This is a genomic window from Pseudomonas sp. WSY_20 (genome assembly GCF_043104335.1).
Taxonomy (GTDB): domain Bacteria; phylum Pseudomonadota; class Gammaproteobacteria; order Pseudomonadales; family Pseudomonadaceae; genus Aquipseudomonas; species Aquipseudomonas parafulva_B.
This window is the reverse complement of sequence record NZ_JBICKP010000018.1, coordinates 1-17,154: the sequence shown is the minus strand read 5'-3', so window position 1 is coordinate 17,154 and position 17,154 is coordinate 1. Positions and strand designations below refer to the sequence as shown.

The 17,154-nt window shown below is 58.7% G+C and carries 14 protein-coding genes, 4 tRNA genes, 1 rRNA gene and 1 pseudogene; 8 read left to right on the top strand and 12 right to left on the bottom strand.

Features of this window, described 5'->3' with window-relative positions:
- Positions 1–70: 70 nt before the first annotated feature.
- From lon to ACF8E5_RS04365, 9 genes are all read right to left on the bottom strand, one after another.
- Positions 71–2,467 carry an endopeptidase La gene (gene lon, locus ACF8E5_RS04405; protein ID WP_058603780.1) on the bottom strand — a complete coding sequence of 799 codons (2,397 nt, stop codon included), beginning with the start codon at positions 2,465–2,467 and terminating at the stop codon, positions 71–73.
- 161 nt (positions 2,468–2,628) lie between these two features.
- Positions 2,629–3,912, bottom strand: coding sequence for an ATP-dependent Clp protease ATP-binding subunit ClpX (gene clpX / locus ACF8E5_RS04400; RefSeq protein WP_023536000.1), 1,284 nt, complete (start codon positions 3,910–3,912; stop codon positions 2,629–2,631).
- Positions 3,913–4,020: 108 nt separating this feature from the next.
- A complete protein-coding gene (gene clpP, locus ACF8E5_RS04395) occupies positions 4,021–4,662 on the bottom strand; it encodes an ATP-dependent Clp endopeptidase proteolytic subunit ClpP (protein WP_023536171.1) in 642 nt (213 codons plus the stop codon).
- Positions 4,663–4,752: 90 nt separating this feature from the next.
- Entirely contained in the window at positions 4,753–6,066 is a 1,314-nt protein-coding gene (gene tig, locus ACF8E5_RS04390; protein WP_058603779.1) for a trigger factor, read from the bottom strand.
- A 246-nt stretch (positions 6,067–6,312) separates the two neighbouring features.
- Positions 6,313–6,612, bottom strand: coding sequence for a DUF6388 family protein (locus ACF8E5_RS04385; protein WP_058637417.1), 300 nt, complete (start codon positions 6,610–6,612; stop codon positions 6,313–6,315).
- 298 nt (positions 6,613–6,910) lie between these two features.
- Positions 6,911–6,986 (bottom strand) — tRNA-His (locus ACF8E5_RS04380).
- Positions 6,987–7,022: 36 nt separating this feature from the next.
- Positions 7,023–7,107: transfer RNA gene (locus ACF8E5_RS04375), tRNA-Leu, on the bottom strand.
- A gap of 51 nt (positions 7,108–7,158) precedes the next feature.
- A tRNA-His gene (locus ACF8E5_RS04370) sits at positions 7,159–7,234 on the bottom strand.
- Between the two features lie 41 nt (positions 7,235–7,275).
- A tRNA-Arg gene (locus ACF8E5_RS04365) sits at positions 7,276–7,352 on the bottom strand.
- 270 nt (positions 7,353–7,622) lie between these two features.
- Here ACF8E5_RS04365 and folD point away from each other — a divergent pair.
- The 4 genes from folD (at position 7,623) to ACF8E5_RS04345 (ending at position 11,834) form a co-directional block, all read left to right on the top strand.
- On the top strand, positions 7,623–8,480 hold the full coding sequence (gene folD, locus ACF8E5_RS04360) for a bifunctional methylenetetrahydrofolate dehydrogenase/methenyltetrahydrofolate cyclohydrolase FolD (protein ID WP_058603777.1): 858 nt from the start codon (positions 7,623–7,625) through the stop codon (positions 8,478–8,480).
- Positions 8,481–9,090: 610 nt separating this feature from the next.
- A complete protein-coding gene (locus tag ACF8E5_RS04355) occupies positions 9,091–10,401 on the top strand; it encodes a C4-dicarboxylate transporter DctA (RefSeq protein WP_058603776.1) in 1,311 nt (436 codons plus the stop codon).
- Between the two features lie 44 nt (positions 10,402–10,445).
- On the top strand, positions 10,446–11,150 hold the full coding sequence (locus ACF8E5_RS04350; RefSeq protein ID WP_058637419.1) for a FadR/GntR family transcriptional regulator: 705 nt from the start codon (positions 10,446–10,448) through the stop codon (positions 11,148–11,150).
- Between the two features lie 15 nt (positions 11,151–11,165).
- Positions 11,166–11,834, top strand: a complete 669-nt coding sequence (locus ACF8E5_RS04345; RefSeq protein WP_196124796.1) for a GntR family transcriptional regulator — start codon at positions 11,166–11,168, stop codon at positions 11,832–11,834.
- Positions 11,835–11,871: 37 nt separating this feature from the next.
- On the opposite strand, the gene ACF8E5_RS04340 is transcribed toward ACF8E5_RS04345, so the two are convergent.
- On the bottom strand, positions 11,872–12,300 hold the full coding sequence (locus ACF8E5_RS04340; protein ID WP_058603773.1) for a PACE efflux transporter: 429 nt from the start codon (positions 12,298–12,300) through the stop codon (positions 11,872–11,874).
- A gap of 99 nt (positions 12,301–12,399) precedes the next feature.
- Between ACF8E5_RS04340 and ACF8E5_RS04335 the strand changes: the two genes are divergently transcribed.
- From ACF8E5_RS04335 to ACF8E5_RS04320, 4 genes and pseudogenes are all read left to right on the top strand, one after another.
- Positions 12,400–13,278 carry a LysR family transcriptional regulator gene (locus ACF8E5_RS04335; RefSeq protein ID WP_058637421.1) on the top strand — a complete coding sequence of 293 codons (879 nt, stop codon included), beginning with the start codon at positions 12,400–12,402 and terminating at the stop codon, positions 13,276–13,278.
- Positions 13,279–13,418: 140 nt separating this feature from the next.
- A pseudogene (locus ACF8E5_RS04330) lies at positions 13,419–14,450 on the top strand (cache domain-containing protein); the annotation flags it as partial.
- 114 nt (positions 14,451–14,564) lie between these two features.
- On the top strand, positions 14,565–15,305 hold the full coding sequence (locus ACF8E5_RS04325; protein WP_371259668.1) for a methyl-accepting chemotaxis protein: 741 nt from the start codon (positions 14,565–14,567) through the stop codon (positions 15,303–15,305).
- Positions 15,306–15,447: 142 nt separating this feature from the next.
- Positions 15,448–16,233 carry a sulfite exporter TauE/SafE family protein gene (locus ACF8E5_RS04320; protein WP_058603770.1) on the top strand — a complete coding sequence of 262 codons (786 nt, stop codon included), beginning with the start codon at positions 15,448–15,450 and terminating at the stop codon, positions 16,231–16,233.
- Here ACF8E5_RS04320 and ACF8E5_RS04315 read toward each other — a convergent pair.
- Together ACF8E5_RS04315 and rrf are read right to left on the bottom strand one after the other, a co-directional pair.
- Positions 16,215–16,769: a histidine phosphatase family protein gene (locus ACF8E5_RS04315; protein WP_078478801.1), complete on the bottom strand. Its 555-nt coding sequence runs from the start codon at positions 16,767–16,769 to the stop codon at positions 16,215–16,217. The genes ACF8E5_RS04320 and ACF8E5_RS04315 overlap by 19 nt on opposite strands.
- Positions 16,770–16,996: 227 nt before the next feature.
- A 5S ribosomal RNA gene (gene rrf / locus ACF8E5_RS04310) occupies positions 16,997–17,112 on the bottom strand.
- Positions 17,113–17,154: the final 42 nt, after the last annotated feature.

The window sequence follows — 17,154 nt, the reverse complement described above, 5'->3', positions numbered from 1 at the left end:
TGACAATAACGTGCCGCTTTATAGCAAGGCGCCGAAAATACTGTCAAGAAAGCCCCCCAGACTAAAACTGCTAGTGCGTGCTAATTCTTTCCTTTGCCTCAGTGTCGCGCTTATCGTCCTTCGCGACAATGTCGGAAGCCACATCTGGCAAGGGCTCCGGGGCGTATTGCAGCGCAATTTGCAGGACTTCGTCAATCCATTTGACCGGTTTGATCTGCAGATCCTGTTTAATATTTTCTGGAATTTCCTTGAGGTCGCGCACGTTCTCCTCAGGAATGATCACCGTCTTGATGCCGCCCCGGTGAGCGGCCAGCAGTTTTTCCTTGAGCCCGCCAATGGCCAGAACCTGGCCACGCAACGTGATTTCGCCTGTCATCGCCACATCCGCACGTACGGGTATTTGAGTCAGGGCCGACACCAGCGCGGTGCACATACCGATACCTGCACTTGGGCCATCCTTGGGGGTGGCGCCTTCGGGCATATGAATGTGAACGTCGTGCTTTTCATGGAAGTCGGCTGCGATCCCCAGGCTGCGGGCGCGGCTACGCACCACTGTCTGCGCAGCCGTAATCGACTCGACCATGACGTCACCGAGCGAGCCGGTTTTAATCAACTGACCTTTGCCAGGAATGACCACGGACTCGATGGTGAGCAACTCGCCCCCCACTTGCGTCCACGCCAGACCCGTCACCTGGCCGATCTGGTCCTGCTGCTCGGCAAGGCCGTAGCGGAACTTGCGCACGCCCAGCAGGTGTTCGAGCTGCTCGCCGGCGACCTTGACCTTGACCTGCTTCTGTCCTGCGTGCTCCTTGACGACCTTGCGGCAGACCTTGGCAATCTGACGTTCAAGACCGCGCACACCCGCCTCGCGCGTGTAGTAACGAATGATGTCGCGGATGGCCGAGACATCGATCTCCAGCTCTTCTTTTTTCAGGCCGTTTGCCTTGACCTGCTTGGGCACCAAGTATTTGACTGCGATGTTGATTTTTTCATCTTCGGTGTAACCCGGAAGACGAATGATCTCCATCCGGTCCAGCAATGCTGGCGGGATATTCATCGAGTTGGAGGTGCACAGGAACATCACGTCCGACAGGTCGTAATCGACCTCCAGGTAGTGATCGTTGAAGTTGTGGTTCTGCTCGGGGTCCAGCACCTCCAGCAGTGCCGAGGCCGGGTCGCCGCGCATGTCGCTGCCCATTTTGTCGATTTCATCGAGCAGGAACAGCGGGTTACGCACGCCCACTTTGGTCATCTTCTGAATCAGCCGCCCGGGCATGGATCCGATGTAGGTCCGGCGATGGCCACGGATTTCAGCTTCATCTCGTACCCCGCCCAAGGCCATGCGCACGAATTTGCGGTTGGTCGCAGCGGCGATGGATTCGGCCAGGGACGTCTTGCCCACGCCAGGTGGACCAACCAGGCACAGCACCGGACCACGGATTTTCTTGACGCGCTTTTGCACGGCAAGGTACTCGAGAATACGGTCCTTGACCTCTTCCAGACCGTAGTGGTCTGCATCGAGAATGTCTTCGGCCTTGGCAAGGTCCAGGCGCACTTTGCTCTGGGCTTTCCAAGGCACCTGAACCAGCCAGTCCAGGTAGGACCGCACCACGGTGGCCTCAGCCGACATCGGCGACATCTGCTTGAGCTTGTTCAGCTCGGCCTGGGCCTTGGTCATGGCGTCCTTGGGCAGGCCAGCGGCTTCGATACGCTTTTTCAGCTCCTCGAGCTCGTTGTGACCCTCATCACCATCGCCAAGCTCTTTCTGAATGGCCTTCATCTGCTCATTCAGGTAGTACTCGCGCTGGCTGCGCTCCATCTGCTTTTTCACCCGGCCGCGGATGCGCTTTTCGACCTGCAGCAGGTCGATCTCGGCATCGAGCAATGCCAGGACATGCTCGACCCGCGTTGGCAGGTCGACGATTTCCAGAATTTCCTGTTTCTGCTCGATCTTCAGGGCCATGTGGGCAGCCATGGTGTCGACCAGGCGCCCGGGCTCATCGATGCTATTGAGCGAGGACATCACTTCGGCTGGCACTTTTTTGCCCAGTTGCACGTACTGCTCGAACTGCGAAAGCAGTGTACGCACGAAGACTTCCGATTCGCGCTCGACAGCCTCGGTCTCGTCAATCAGAGACACTTCAGCGCGCACATGGCCGTCGACTTCACTGAAGCGCTCGACAGTACCCCGCTGCTCGCCTTCGACCAGCACTTTAACGGTACCGTCAGGCAGTTTCAGCAGCTGGAGCACGGTAGCTACGGTACCAACGCGGTATAGCGCGTCTTCGCCCGGATCATCATCAGCCGGGTTTTTCTGGGCGAGCAGGAGAATCTGCTTTTCGCCCGTCATCGCGGCTTCGAGGGCCTCGATGGATTTCTCACGCCCCACAAACAGCGGGATGACCATGTGCGGGTAAACAACGACGTCGCGCAATGGCAAAAGAGGCAAGTCGAGGGTGGTCTTCATGATTTCGCCTCTACAGCGGCCTTAGTGGCCGGAAACCGTGGAATTGATGTTTGGACCTAATGTGGGGGTACACCCGCGAAATTACAAGCGCTGGCGCAGGAAAAGCAAAAAGGGGGCCCTAGGCCCCCTCTGTGCTACGCGGTCAGGCGACCTGCCCCGAATCAGGCGTCAGGCGCTGCCTTGGCTTGCGGCTCGCTGTTCTCGTAGATCATCAGCGGCTGCGAGGTGCCCTCGATGACGCTTTCATCGATCACCACCTTGCTGACTTCCTTCGCAGAGGGAATCTCGTACATGGTGTCGAGCAGCACCCCTTCCAAGATGGAACGCAAGCCACGGGCGCCAGTCTTGCGCTCCAAAGCTTTGCGAGCAACGGCCTTGAGCGCATCGCTGCGGAACTCGAGGTCGACGCTTTCCATCTCGAACAGCTTGGCATACTGCTTGGTCAGCGCGTTCTTGGGCTCGGTCAAGATCTGGATAAGCGCTGCTTCGTCCAGCTCATCAAGCGTTGCCAACACGGGCAAGCGCCCCACGAACTCGGGGATCAGGCCAAACTTGACCAAGTCGTCAGGCTCGACCTCACGCAGAGATTCACCGACTTTCTTGCCCTCCTCCTTGCTGCGCACTTCAGCACCAAAGCCCATACCACCTTTGGTGGAGCGGTTCTGAATGACCTTTTCGAGGCCAGAGAACGCGCCACCGCAGATGAACAGGATATTACGGGTATCAACCTGCAAAAATTCCTGTTGTGGGTGCTTGCGACCGCCCTGTGGAGGTACGGAGGCAACGGTGCCCTCGATGAGCTTGAGCAAGGCTTGCTGCACACCTTCACCCGAAACATCACGGGTGATGGACGGGTTATCCGACTTGCGCGAAATCTTGTCGATTTCGTCGATGTAGACGATACCCATCTGGGCCTTTTCCACATCGTAGTCGCACTTCTGCAGCAGTTTCTGAATGATGTTCTCAACGTCCTCACCCACATAACCAGCTTCGGTCAGGGTGGTGGCGTCCGCGATTGTGAACGGTACGTTCAACAAGCGCGCGAGGGTTTCGGCGAGCAAGGTCTTACCCGAGCCCGTCGGGCCGATGAGCAGGATATTGCTCTTGCCCAGCTCGACATCGTCACCCTTCTTGTCACGCTGGTTCAAGCGCTTGTAGTGGTTGTAAACCGCCACGGCAAGCACCTTTTTCGCGCGTTCCTGACCAATGACGTACTGGTCGAGGATACCGCTGATTTCTTTCGGCGAAGGCAATTTGTGCGCGCTGCTTTCGGCCTGAGCTTCCTGCACCTCCTCGCGGATGATGTCATTGCACAGGTCGACGCACTCGTCGCAGATAAATACCGAGGGCCCGGCAATCAGTTTGCGCACTTCGTGCTGGCTTTTGCCGCAGAAGGAGCAATAAAGCAATTTGCCGCTGTCCTCGCCGTTACGGGTGTCAGTCATTCGATCGATCCAATCCGGTAGGCTTGCAACACAAGATGAAGGCAATTGCGGGCTTTTTCAAGTCCGCAGGCAGGCGCATCATGCGCCTACCTGCCCTGGCCTCCCGCTTCAGGAAGCCAGTTGCCGCTTGTCGTATACCGAGTCGATCAGGCCGTACTCGGCTGCGCGCGAGGCGCTCATGAAGTTGTCGCGCTCGGTGTCGCGCTTGATGGTCTCCAGATCCTGACCGGTGTGGTAGGCCAGAAGCTCGTTCAGGCGCGCCTTGATGTTCAGGATTTCCTGGGCATGGATTTCGATATCGGTAGCCTGGCCCTGGAACCCGCCCAAGGGCTGGTGAATCATCACACGCGAGTTCGGCAGGCAGTGACGCTTGCCCTTGGCACCGGCAGCGAGCAGGAACGCACCCATGCTGCAGGCCTGGCCGATGCAGATGGTCGATACGTCCGGCTTGATGAACTGCATGGTGTCGTAGATCGACATGCCGGCGGTTACGGACCCACCCGGCGAGTTGATGTACAGATGGATATCCTTGTCCGGGTTTTCCGCCTCAAGGAACAGCATCTGTGCGACGACGAGATTGGCCATGTAGTCTTCGACCGGGCCAACCAGGAAGATCACGCGCTCCTTCAGGAGGCGCGAGTAGATGTCGTAGGCGCGTTCGCCACGGGCGGACTGCTCGATAACCATAGGGACCAGGCCGCCTGCAGCCTGGATGTCAGAGCTCTGCTGAATAAAAGAATTGCGGGACATGTCCTGCGCTCACTCCCAAATAGTCATGGCTTGAATACACACAAGCCAGCGCGAAGGCTGGCTTGTGGGGGCTTCCTGCGAAAAGACCGCTTACTCGGCTTCGTCAGGTGCCTGGGCTGGCTTGACGGCCTCTTCATACGAGACCGACTTGTCAGTCACAGTCGCTTTCTGCAGAACAGTATCCACAACTTGTTCTTCAAGCACAACCGAACGCACTTCGTTCATCTGCTGGTCGTTCTTGTAGTACCAGGCGATGACTTGCTCAGGCTCCTGGTAGGCCGAAGCCATCTCCTCGATCATCTCGCGAACCTTGGCATCGTCTGGCTTGAGGTCGTATTGCTTGACCACTTCTGCCACGATCAGGCCCAGCGCAACACGGCGCTTGGCTTGCTCTTCGAACAGCTCGGCCGGCAGTTGCTCAGGCTTGATGTTGCCACCGAACTGCTGAACCGCCTGCACGCGCAGACGATTGACTTCGTTTTCCAGCAAAGCCTTTGGCGCTTCGATCGGATTGGCAGCCAGCAGACCGTCCATGACCTGGTTCTTGACCTTGGTCTTGATGGCTTGGCGCAGCTCACGCTCCATGTTCTTACGAACTTCGGCGCGGAAGCCTTCCAGGGTCGATTCCTTGATACCGAACTGGGCGAAGAACGCTTCGTTCAGCTCAGGCAGCACAGGGGCCGACACGCTGTTGACGGTAATGGTGAACTCGGCGGCCTTGCCGGCCAGGTCCAAGTTCTGGTAGTCCTCTGGGAAGGTCACGTTGACGACGCGCTCTTCGCCAGCCTTGGCGCCGACCAGGCCGTCTTCGAAGCCTGGGATCATGCGGCCGGAGCCCAGCACCAACTGGGTACCTTTGGCCGAGCCACCGGCGAACGTTTCACCGTCAACCTTGCCAACGAAGTCGATGTTGAGCTGATCATCGGTTTGCGCGGCGCGCTCGACGGCTTCGAAGCGCGTGTTCTGCTTGCGCAGCACTTCCAGCATCTTGTCCAGGTCAGAATCGGCGACTTCGGCGCTCAGGCGCTCGACGGTGATCGACTCGAGGCCGGCAACGGTGAACTCCGGGAATACTTCGAAGATCGCGACGAACTCCAGGTCCTTGCCTTTTTCGAACGACTTCGGTTCCACGGACGGCGCGCCGGCAGGGTTCAGTTTCTGCTCGACAATGGCTTCGTAGAAGGAAGCCTGAACCAGATCACCGAAGGCTTCCTGGCGGGCATCGGCCTCGAAGCGCTGACGGATCACGCTCATGGGCACCTTGCCGGGGCGGAAGCCGGCAACCTTGGCGCGCTTGGCAGTCTGCTGCAGACGCTTGTTGACTTCGTTCTCGACGCGCTCAGCCGGAACGGCGATGGTCATGCGGCGCTCGAGAGCGGAAGTGTTTTCAACAGAAACTTGCATGGATATTCCTCGTTGCACAGACGTTAGCCGGCGTTAGCCCGACTCCAGAATCAAGGGCAAGCATTCTAGTGAGTCGCGCAGCAGAAGTCACCCCACTCGGGACGACCTGAAACAACGCCGGTCGATTAACTTTCAAGGGCCGCACGGCGAACCGCGCGACCTGTTTCCAAGAAGCCTGGCCAGACATTGCAACGATCACTTGCCGCAACATCTTGCTCAACAAATACACCTTGAACTGCACGCCCCTTATTCGGGCTCTATCTCGTTGAACTCGCAGTACTCCTCCCAGGACAACCCCAGCGCATCGGCCACCTCCCGGTGGGTCTCAAGGCGCATGACCCGCAATTGTTCCGGGGTTTCGGCGATCAGCTCAAGTGCGAGCTCCCAGGGCTGGATACCTTGCTCTTCAGCGGCATCCTCGAACGCCCATTGAATTTGCTGCGCCTGCTCACGCGCATCCAGCGCGCGGATCTCTTCGAGCAAGTGAGGGTTCGCTTCGGCGAAACGCTGCAGCGCGGCAGCCTGGCGGGCTTCTTTTGCGATCATTGGCTATGTCCTGGTACTTCCCGCTTCACCGGGTTTCAACCGGCTGAAATCTATCAGCTTTTATTGGGACGAAACCAGCGGATTGCAAGGGCGGCCTGCAATAAATACTGACGCCACGGCCCGAGGCAGCGCTGCCGAGCCATTAGGCAAGCCGGGTGCCTGGGAGCGAGCCAGTCCAGCGCGTTGACCGACCTGATCATCACAGGATCGACCGCGTCGAACACCCACACAGGATCCGGGCGCACCAAAAAACAAAAGGCGCCCGATCTCGCGATCAAGGCGCCTTTCGTATTAAGGATGGGGTGGACGATGGGAATCGAACCCACGACAACTGGAATCACAATCCAGCGCTCTACCAACTGAGCTACGCCCACCATATTGCGGTGTAACGGTACTGCCTTACTGAAGCATGGTGCGGACGAAGAGACTCGAACTCTTACAGCTTGCGCCGCTGGAACCTAAATCCAGTGTGTCTACCAATTTCACCACGTCCGCGTAACGCTTAAAACAAAGGCGCCAGTTACCGCGCGGCGCCTTCGAAGAATATGGGGTGGACGATGGGAATCGAACCCACGACAACTGGAATCACAATCCAGCGCTCTACCAACTGAGCTACGCCCACCATAACGCGTTCAAACACCTTGCTTGCCAAAGCTGCCTAAGTGGCGCACCCGGCAGGACTCGAACCTGCGACCATCCGCTTAGAAGGCGGATGCTCTATCCAGCTGAGCTACGGGCGCTTAAGCTTGAAGCCTAACTGAACAAGGCACTGACAGCTCACTGCCAAACGACTCATTCTGCCCGACTTCGCCAACCAGTGCTAGGCTGTGCCCGACAAGTGCGGCGAATCTTATAGCCGACCCCTGGGGTCGTCAACAACTTTCTAAAAAAAATTTAAATTATTGAAGGGGTTAGGGCATTTGCCCGACCGCCCGCCTTTGCCCTCCGGCCATGTCGTGCGAGAATACGCGTTCTTTATTGTTTCCCTTCCGATGGTTAATCACGCGTCTATGACTGCACAACTAATCGATGGCAAGGCGATTGCCGCCAAGCTGCGCCAGCAAATCGCTCAACGTGTCGCGCAGCGGCGCCAGGAGGGCCTGCGCACGCCGGGCCTGGCAGTGATTCTGGTCGGCACCGACCCTGCCTCCCAGGTCTACGTCTCGCACAAGCGCAAGGATTGCGAAGAAGTAGGCTTCCTGTCGCAGGCCTTCGACCTGCCTAGCCACACCACGCAAGAAGCGCTTACTGAACTGATCGATCGCCTCAATGACGACCCGTCCATTGACGGCATCCTGCTCCAACTGCCGCTGCCCGCGCACCTCGACGCGTCGTTGCTGCTCGAGCGCATCCGCCCGGACAAGGATGTGGACGGCTTCCACCCCTATAACGTCGGTCGCCTCGCACAGCGCATCCCGTTGCTGCGCCCCTGCACACCCAAGGGCATCATGACCCTGCTCCAGAGCACCGGGCAGGACCTGTACGGCATGAATGCCGTGATCGTCGGGGCCTCGAACATCGTTGGCCGGCCAATGGCGCTGGAGTTGTTGCTCAGCGGCTGTACGATCACCGTGTGCCATCGCTTCACCCAGGACCTGGCAGGGCATGTCGGGCGCGCGGACCTGGTGGTCGTTGCCGCCGGCAAGCCTGGGTTGGTCAAGGGTGAATGGATCAAGGAAGGTGCCATCGTCATCGACGTCGGTATCAACCGTCAGGAGGATGGCAAGCTGGTGGGCGATGTCGTCTACGAAACCGCCCTTCCCCGTGCTGGCTGGATCACTCCGGTGCCAGGCGGCGTAGGGCCGATGACCCGCGCCTGCCTGTTGGAAAACACCTTGTATGCGGCCGAAACGCTTCACGGCGATTGAGGCAAGCGAGCATGGCGGCCCTGCCGTCATTGCTTGAGCGACGGGCGGTTATCTACCGCCCCATCCTCATTCAGGCGAATTCGATTATTGGCCAGCCTGCCCGCCCTGCCGCTGCGTTTAGTCACCGCTAATCGCGCACCTCTGATATCGAACGCCAGACTCCTCTCGGCTCCACCTGCCAGCGCGTGACAATTGGCACTACATGGGTCAGCTAACAATCCATTGCCCCATTGGGTTTCCAATAAACACAGATGCCCTAAACCCGCGGGCCTGCGCAAGCCTCATCACATCCCCTTGGGGTCTGTATCTAAAACGCTTTCGCGTTGAATGCCGCCCTCCATGGCAAGCTTATTGCTGCCTGTAGCATGTTGCCTAAGCTCTAGGCCCTCTGATGGGTGAGCTGACACTTACTGCACTCCAACAGAGCATTGAGCGTTTACATGCACCATGACTGGTCAGACCGGTAAGGCCAAAAAAGCTTGCACTGCGCCGAAAATAGGCGTTTTATGGCCAAGCGCTGAACAAACCGGTAAGACCACAATAATTAAGTCCTGCGCTCATTCGCCCCGTGCGGCCAACGAAGCAAGGACACCGACCTGAGATCACTCCCATGCTCAAATGGTGCTCGCGTTCGATCTTCCTTCAAGTCGTGCTGGGCCTGGCCCTTGGCGTTGCCTGCGGCCTGAGTTTCCCCGACCTTTCCTTGCAGCTCAAACCCCTCGGCGATGGCTTCATCAAGCTGATCAAGATGCTGATCGGCCTGATCGTCTTTTGCGTAGTGGTCAGCGGCATTTCCGGTGCCGGTGACCTGAAGAAGGTCGGTCGCATCGGCCTCAAATCGGTCATCTATTTCGAAGTGCTGACCACGCTGGCGCTGGTCATCGGCCTGGTGTTCGCGTTCACCAGTGGTATCGGTAGCGGCGCCAACATCCACCTCGACCAGTTGTCCGGCGCTGATGCCAACAGCCTGGCCGAGCGTGGTCAGCATATCCATGGCGCCACAGCGTTCTTTATGGACCTGATCCCCACTTCGGTGGTAGGTGCCTTTGCTGACAACAACATCCTGCAGGTACTGTTGTTCTCGGTACTGTTCGGCAGCGCGCTCAACCTGGTGGGCGATTCGGCTGCGGGCATTTCGCGGCTGATCAACGAGCTTAGCCATGTGATCTTCCGCATCATGGGCATGATCGTGCGTCTGGCGCCCATTGGCGTGTTCGGCGCCATCGCCTTCACGACCAGCAAGTACGGCCTGGAGTCGCTCCAGCATCTGGGCGGCCTGGTGGCGTTGTTCTACCTCACCTGCGCAGGGTTCGTGCTGATCGTGCTGGGTACCGTCATGCGTTTGTCGGGGCTGAAATTGCTGCCCCTGATCAAGTATTTGCGCGAAGAGCTGACCATCGTCCTGGGTACGGCTTCTTCCGATGCCGTGCTACCGCAGATCATGCGCAAGCTCGAACACCTGGGCATCGGCAGCTCAACGGTCGGGCTGGTGATTCCAACCGGCTATTCCTTTAACCTTGATGGTTTCTCCATCTACCTGACCTTGGCCATTGTCTTCATCGCCAATGCCACCGGTACGCCCCTGGCGATGACAGACCTGCTGACGATCTTGCTGGTTTCACTGGTCACGTCCAAGGGCGCGCATGGGATTCCAGGCTCGGCGCTGGTGATACTTGCCGCGACACTGACTGCAGTCCCTGCGATCCCGGTGGTGGGCTTGGTACTGGTACTCGCTGTGGATTGGTTCATGGGCATCGGACGCGCGTTGACCAACCTGATTGGCAATTGCGTTGCCACCGTGGCCATCGCCCGCTGGGAAAAAGACATCGACCTGGAGCGCGCTCAGAACGTGCTCGACGGCAAGCCTGGCTTTGCGCACAACCCGCGTAAGCAGCCTGCAGCCCACCAACAGGAATTCTGAAAGAAAAGGGCCGGCTCGCATGCCGGCCCCTGAAGGAGCGAAACGTGATCAGCTCATCAACCGTCGTCAACGCTGTGGTGGAAAAGCTGCGTCAAGCCCTCGCCCGTGGCCAATGGCGCAGTGGCGACATGCTCCCTGGCCAGCGAGAATTGGCCGAACAATTGGGCATCAGCCGCCCGAGCCTGCGTGAGGCGGTCATCGTGCTCGAGACCCTTGGGCTGGTGCGCGCTTTGCCAGGCAAAGGTGTGCTGGTGCTGGATGCCGATACAGCTACCTCGGCTTCGGCGCCCACTGCCAGTGCACAGGCCAGCCTCGCCGATGTGCTTGAACTGCGCTATACCCTCGAACCCTTCATCGTCGGACTGGTGGCCCAGTCGGCCAACAGCCAGGACATCGGCCAGTTACGGTTGACCTTGATGGACATGCGTGAAGCCCTTGAGGCCGATGACAGCGAAGCGGGCATGAACGCTTACATTGCATTCCACCAGGCGCTGTTTGCCCTGACCACCAACCCCATTTTCCAGAGCGTCGTACAGCAAACGGGCATTGCCCTGAAGCAAAGCGCGGACATGCTGCGCAATTCACCCGAGCACCTGGCTGCCCGTCTCAAGGAAAACGAAGCCGTGGTGCGGGCGATTCGTGAGCGCAATAGCACCCAGGCCAGCACCCAGATGCGGCAACACATTCTCGCCGAGGGTTTGCGCATGGGCATTGCGCTCAATGTGCCGGACGAACATCGGCACCCATAATCCAGGAGAGCAATCATGAAGGGTGCACATCACCTGCCCGACCTGCTTGCAGCCGGTGAGACCCGGCTTTGCGCCGAACAGATCTACCCACGGTTGTTCGATGCCATTCTGGAGCAACGCCTGCCGCCTGGCACTTTGCTGCCAGAGCAAGCGCTGGGCCAGGCATTTGGCGTGAGCCGTACGGTCATCCGCCGAGTGCTAGGCCGCTTGAGCGACCAGCAAGTAGTAGTACAACGCCCAAGCCATACGGCTCATCTGGTTGCGCCCGATCCGAATCAGGCACGTCAGGTACTGAGCGCGCGCCGGCTTGCCGAAACCACGCTGATAACCCTGGCCGTCGAACGCGCCCGCCCCGAGCAACTCAAGCAGCTGCGCCAATTGGTCGAGCGTGAACGCGTGCATCATGAAAAGGGCGAACGCTGCGCCGCTATACGTCTGGGTGGTGAGTTTCACCTGAAACTGGCCCAGGTGGCGGACAATGCTCCGTTGTCGCGCTTTCTCAATGGGTTGGTGCCCATGACGTCCCTTATCATCGCGCGATACGAGTCACCGTGCTGTGACCATTGCGCCTGGCAAGAACATGCAGCGCTGATTGAGGCGCTCGAGCGAGGCGATGCACAGTCCGCCCTCGCCCTGATGAACGAGCACCTTGACCGGCTTGAAGCCAAGCTTCGACTGGACTGAGCCAGGTGATTTCAGCGAACCTGCTGACAGCAGCGCCTCAAGTTGCTGCCATTGCCGAACTGGGCAGGCCGAACATTTTGTCGAAAGCCCAGTTGTAGGCAAAGGTATAGCAAGGCACCAGCACGATGAATGCCATGTCCACCAGCAGCGCATCGAGCAGGCTCATGTCCAACCACCACGCGATCAGCGGAATCAGGTAGATCACGAGGGTCAGCTGAAACCCTACTGCGTGCACTACGCGCCGAGCCACGCTGCGCCCTCGTGTGGCTTGCCGGCTTTCCCAATATTCAAACAGCGTGTTGTAGACCAGGTTCCAGATCATGGCGATGGTGGTGATCATCACCGCGAGCGGCCCCGTGTGAGAAGCCTGGGTGTCGGACAGGTAGGCAAGACCCAAGGTGGACATGCACAGGCCGATCAACTCGTAAAACGTCACATAAACCAGTTTGCGCTTCAAACCCTGCACTGCATCGACCTCATCTAAATAGCTTGGGCCGGGTATAGTGCGTCATTACATCTGACAACAAAAGTCAGCAGCTTTCAGCCTGACTGACAGGAGAAGCGTGTGTCATTTACCAGTGAAACTATCCAGGTTTTTCTCACCGTGCTGGACAAAGGCTCATTCTCTGCCGCCGCGCGCAGCCTGCAGCGCGTGCCCTCGGCGGTCAGCATGGCAATCGGCAACCTGGAGGCCGAGCTGGGCTACAGCCTGTTCCAGCGCGGAGCTCGCGATGTTCGACCCACAGTCCAAGCCCTTGCGCTTGAGCCCCATGCGCGGCTGATTGCCGAGCAGTTGGGTTTGCTGCAAGTGCATGCCGTAGAGCTCTCCGAGGGCCTGGAAAGCAACCTGACCCTGGCGGTGGTGCCGGACGTCGATCAGCAGCTGCTAATAGCGGCCATTGCCGAGCTCGGCCAACGTTATCCATTGCTCGAAGTCGCGATACTGAGTGCGCCGCAAGAACAAGCGCTGGATTTGCTGGACAGCGGTCGGGCCGACCTGTGCGTGGCATTTGCAGGTCTTCACGTCGACCCGCAGCGCGGGTTTCAGCTGATTGGCGTCGAGTCTCTGGTGGCGACCCTTGCTCCTCATCATCCGGCCGCACGGTCTGGTGTAATCCAGAACCTCGAAGACCTTACAGGCGTGCGGCAGATCCTGGTACGCAGCCGCGACCTGCCGTTGACCGACCCGCGCATGGTCATTGGTGCCACCCATTGGACGACCGACAGCTTCGATTTCGCCTTGCAGATGGTCGAGGCAGGCCTGGGCTGGGGTGATCTGCCGCTGTCCAGGGTCGCGCCGCTGCTGGACGCAGGCCGCCTGAAACGTTTGGCCTTCCAGAACACGCGCAACGAGCTGCAACTCCCGGTGCATGTGTTCTGGCGTAAGCAGCAACCGCTGCTCAAGGCTGCCAGGATGCTGGTCGAGCGGCTGGCCTTGAGGTGATCGCCGCTTGTCGAAAGCTGTGAGAAATTTCCGTAGGCGTATCAACCTTTTACCCGCCACGCCGATACCCCTTTGGACAGGGCTGACAGCGCACCACACCCGCGCTGTGCCCTCCCGTTAATGGCTCAAGGTCTCGAAACATGAACCTGAAATTTCGCCACAAGATTCTGCTCAGCGCCAGCGGCGTAGTGGTATTGGCATTCGCCTTGTTCACGCTGTACAACGATTACCTGCAACGCAATACGATCCGGCAGAACATCGAGGCATCGGTGGAACAATCCGGCGCATTGACCGCCAGCAGCGTGCAGAACTGGATGAGCGGGCGCATTCTTGTACTGGAAAACCTGGCGCAAGACATCGCCCAGCTCGGAACGGGGGATACCCTCGCTGGCCTGGTGGATCAGCCTTCCTATACGCGCAACTTCCTCTTCACCTACATGGGCCAGGCCAACGGGCTATTCACGCAGCGCCCGGATGCGCAAATGCCTGCAGACTATGATCCACGCAAACGCCCTTGGTACAGCGCAGCTGCCAACGCCGGCCAGACCTTGCTGACGCCGCCCTATCAAGCGGCTGTGGGTGGCCTGGTGGTGACGGTAGCCATCCCGGTCAAAAGCCGGTCAAACGGCGAGCTGCTCGGTGTAGTGGGCGGCGACGTCAGCCTCGATACACTGGTCGAAATCATCAACAGTGTCGACTTTGGCGGCATAGGCCACGCCTTCCTCGCCGACAGCGATGGCCAGGTGATCGTCAGTCCTGACAAAGATCAGGTCATGAAAAACCTCAAGGACATCTACCCTGGCACCAACCTGCGCGTTACACCCGGTATGCAGGACGTCGTGCTCAATGGCCAGGAACGCTTGATCTCATTTGCGCCAGTAGCCGGCCTGCCCTCGGCCAAGTGGTACATCGGTCTTTCGATCGACAAGGACAAGGCTTATGCAGCCCTGAGCCAGTTCCGTACTTCGGCACTGATCGCCATGCTCATCGCGGTCGCTGCCATCGCAGGCCTGCTTGGCTTGCTGATTCCGGTGCTGATGCGCCCCTTGACCACCATGGGACGCGCCATGCGTGACATCGCCGAAGGCGAAGGTGACCTGACCCGCCGCCTGGCGGTGCAGAATCAGGATGAGTTCGGTGAGTTGGCTACCTCTTTCAACCGCTTCGTTGAACGTATCCATGCCTCCATCAGCGAGGTGTCCTCGGCCACACGGCTGGTCCACGACCTGTCTGAAAAAGTCGTCAGCGCTTCCAATGCCTCCATCAACGGTTCTGAAGAACAAAGCATGCGCACCAACAGCGTGGCGGCAGCGATCAATGAACTGGGCGCCGCGACCCAGGAAATCGCGCGTAACGCAGCCGATGCATCGCAGCATGCGAGCGGCGCCAGTGAGCAGGCCCACGATGGGCGTGCCGTGGTGGAGGAAGCGATCAGCGCCATGACCTCGCTGTCGCAGCGCATCAGCGAATCGTGTGCACAAATCGAAACCCTGAACGCCAGCACCGACGAAATTGGCAAGATCCTGGATGTGATCAAGGGCATTTCTCAGCAAACCAACTTGTTGGCCTTGAACGCGGCCATCGAAGCCGCTCGCGCTGGCGAGGCCGGCCGTGGCTTTGCCGTTGTGGCTGATGAAGTGCGAAATCTTGCCCACCGTACGCAGGAGTCGGCCGAGGAAATCCATCGAATGATTACCGGCCTGCAGGTCGGCTCACGCGAGGCGGTGCATACGATGAACACCAGCCAGGTTTCCAGTGAGCAAACCGTCCAGGTAGCCAACCAGGCTGGTGAACGCCTTGCCAGCGTGACTCAGCGCATTGGCGAAATCGACGGCATGAATCAGTCGGTGGCCACCGCCACCGAAGAGCAGACTGCCGTGGTGGAAAGCCTCAACCTGGATATCACCCAGATCAATGCGTTGAACCAGCAGGGTGTGGAGAATCTCAACGAAACGCTGCGCCATTGTGATCAATTGGCCCAGCAAGCCGGCCGGTTGAAGCAGCTGGTGGGCAGTTTCCGGATCTGATTGTTTAACGTCGTATGGGGCAGCGCCATGATGCGGGCTGCCCCCAGTTATAACCTAATAACGAACAAGTCTATTTGGCTATAAAAAAATCTATATGCTGGCTGCATCCGATAACAGGCAAAGCTGGGCAGTCGAGTAGCGTATGGATGTAGGTTCTTTCGGTTTTACCATTGCAGGATTGGTCGTAGGGTTCATCGTTGGCATGACAGGTGTAGGCGGTGGCTCGCTGATGACGCCAATCCTGCTGTGGTTCGGGATCAACCCAGCAACGGCAGTGGGTACCGACTTGCTCTATGCGGCGATCACCAAGGCCAGCGGCGTATGGGTACATGCGCGTAACAAGAACATCGATTGGAAGATCACGGGGCTCCTCAGCCTGGGGAGCGTTCCCGCGGCTGCACTGACGCTGTGGTTCCTCAGTACGCTGCACACCGACACCACGGCCGTAAACGCGATCATCAAGCAGGGCCTAGCCGTTGTATTGATCCTCACAGCCTTGGCTATCTTGTTCAAATCGCGGTTGCAGGCATTCGCTAGCCGCCACGCCGGTGACCATTACCATCTGAGCGATCGTAGCCTCAATACCCTGACTGTCCTGACCGGCGTCGTATTGGGTGTCATGGTAACGCTCACCTCCATCGGCGCTGGCGCACTGGGCACCGTCGCCCTCTTCCTGCTCTACCCTTTCCTGATCACACGTCGCCTGGTTGGCACCGAGATAGCTCATGCCGTCCCGCTCACGTTGGTGGCTGGGCTGGGTCATGCGGGCATGGGTAACATGGACTGGTCATTGCTCGGCTACCTGCTGCTGGGATCACTGCCGGGTATCTACCTGGGTAGCCACCTGACCGGGCGCATATCGGACCGCGTGCTGCGCCCGTGCTTGGCCGCGATGCTACTGTTGATTGGCTATAAGCTGGCGTTCTGAGGGCAGTTGATCCTCAACCGCCACTGGCCGCTGAAGCTCAATTCGATGCGTGACAATGGCAGGACATCGATGCGTTGGGCTGCCACCATTGGGCAGCCCAGCACCTGTACCAATACTGCACGCATGACCATTGGGTGAGTGACAGCGAACCATTCACCCGGCAGCTCAAAATCCTTCAGCCAAACGCTCATACGATGGCAGAGCGCTTGAAAAGACTCCCCTCCATGCACCTCGCTCGCGGGGTTCTCCAGCCAGTCGGCCAAGGCTGACGGCTGCTCGGCTTGTACGCGCTTTAACGCCAGCCCTTGCCATCGCCCCATGTTGCAATCCGCCAATCCTGACGCAATCGTTGCATCGCCCAAGGCCAGGGCGGTTTGCTGAGCGCGCTGTTCCGGCGCTGTCAGGATCTGAAATGTACCGTGCGGTACGCAGCGGCGGGGTACGGACACCAGCGGCTCTTCCGGTTCAGGGAAATACCCACGCTTTTGAGCCAGCGTTAGTCCATGGCAGATCATCGTCAGGCGAGTGGCTTTCACCTTTTGGGCCTCGAGGGTAGGAATGAATTCAGTTAGCCCCGAAGGCGATCATCCTAGTGACCTCGTCCGGAGCGGTATAGCCTACGCAGGATGATTCATTAATCAAACACAGTTGTTGTTTTTCAACGCCCTGCTCACAGGCAGATGGAGAAGCACCGTTGAGACTTTTTGCAGCCCAAAGACAAAACCCCTACCTGCATGCGCAGATAGGGGTTTTGCGAAATGAATCTTGACGATGACCTACTCTCACATGGGGAAACCCCACACTACCATCGGCGATGCATCGTTTCACTACTGAGTTCGGGATGGGATCAGGTGGTTCCAATGCTCTATGGTCGTCAAGAAATTCTGTAACCAGAATGTCCTGTTGGACAGCCCAGCGAAT

Bases quoted from the DNA above. Each gene is read 5' to 3' on its own strand.
- lon (WP_058603780.1), bottom strand. From the start codon at position 2,467: ATGAAGACCACCCTCGACTTGCCTCTTTTGCCATTGCGCGACGTCGTT.
- clpX (WP_023536000.1), bottom strand. From the start codon at position 3,912: ATGACTGACACCCGTAACGGCGAGGACAGCGGCAAATTGCTTTATTGC.
- clpP (WP_023536171.1), bottom strand. From the start codon at position 4,662: ATGTCCCGCAATTCTTTTATTCAGCAGAGCTCTGACATCCAGGCTGCA.
- tig (WP_058603779.1), bottom strand. From the start codon at position 6,066: ATGCAAGTTTCTGTTGAAAACACTTCCGCTCTCGAGCGCCGCATGACC.
- ACF8E5_RS04385 (WP_058637417.1), bottom strand. From the start codon at position 6,612: ATGATCGCAAAAGAAGCCCGCCAGGCTGCCGCGCTGCAGCGTTTCGCC.
- folD (WP_058603777.1), top strand. From the start codon at position 7,623: ATGACTGCACAACTAATCGATGGCAAGGCGATTGCCGCCAAGCTGCGC.
- ACF8E5_RS04355 (WP_058603776.1), top strand. From the start codon at position 9,091: ATGCTCAAATGGTGCTCGCGTTCGATCTTCCTTCAAGTCGTGCTGGGC.
- ACF8E5_RS04345 (WP_196124796.1), top strand. From the start codon at position 11,166: ATGAAGGGTGCACATCACCTGCCCGACCTGCTTGCAGCCGGTGAGACC.
- ACF8E5_RS04325 (WP_371259668.1), top strand. From the start codon at position 14,565: ATGCGCACCAACAGCGTGGCGGCAGCGATCAATGAACTGGGCGCCGCG.
- ACF8E5_RS04320 (WP_058603770.1), top strand. From the start codon at position 15,448: ATGGATGTAGGTTCTTTCGGTTTTACCATTGCAGGATTGGTCGTAGGG.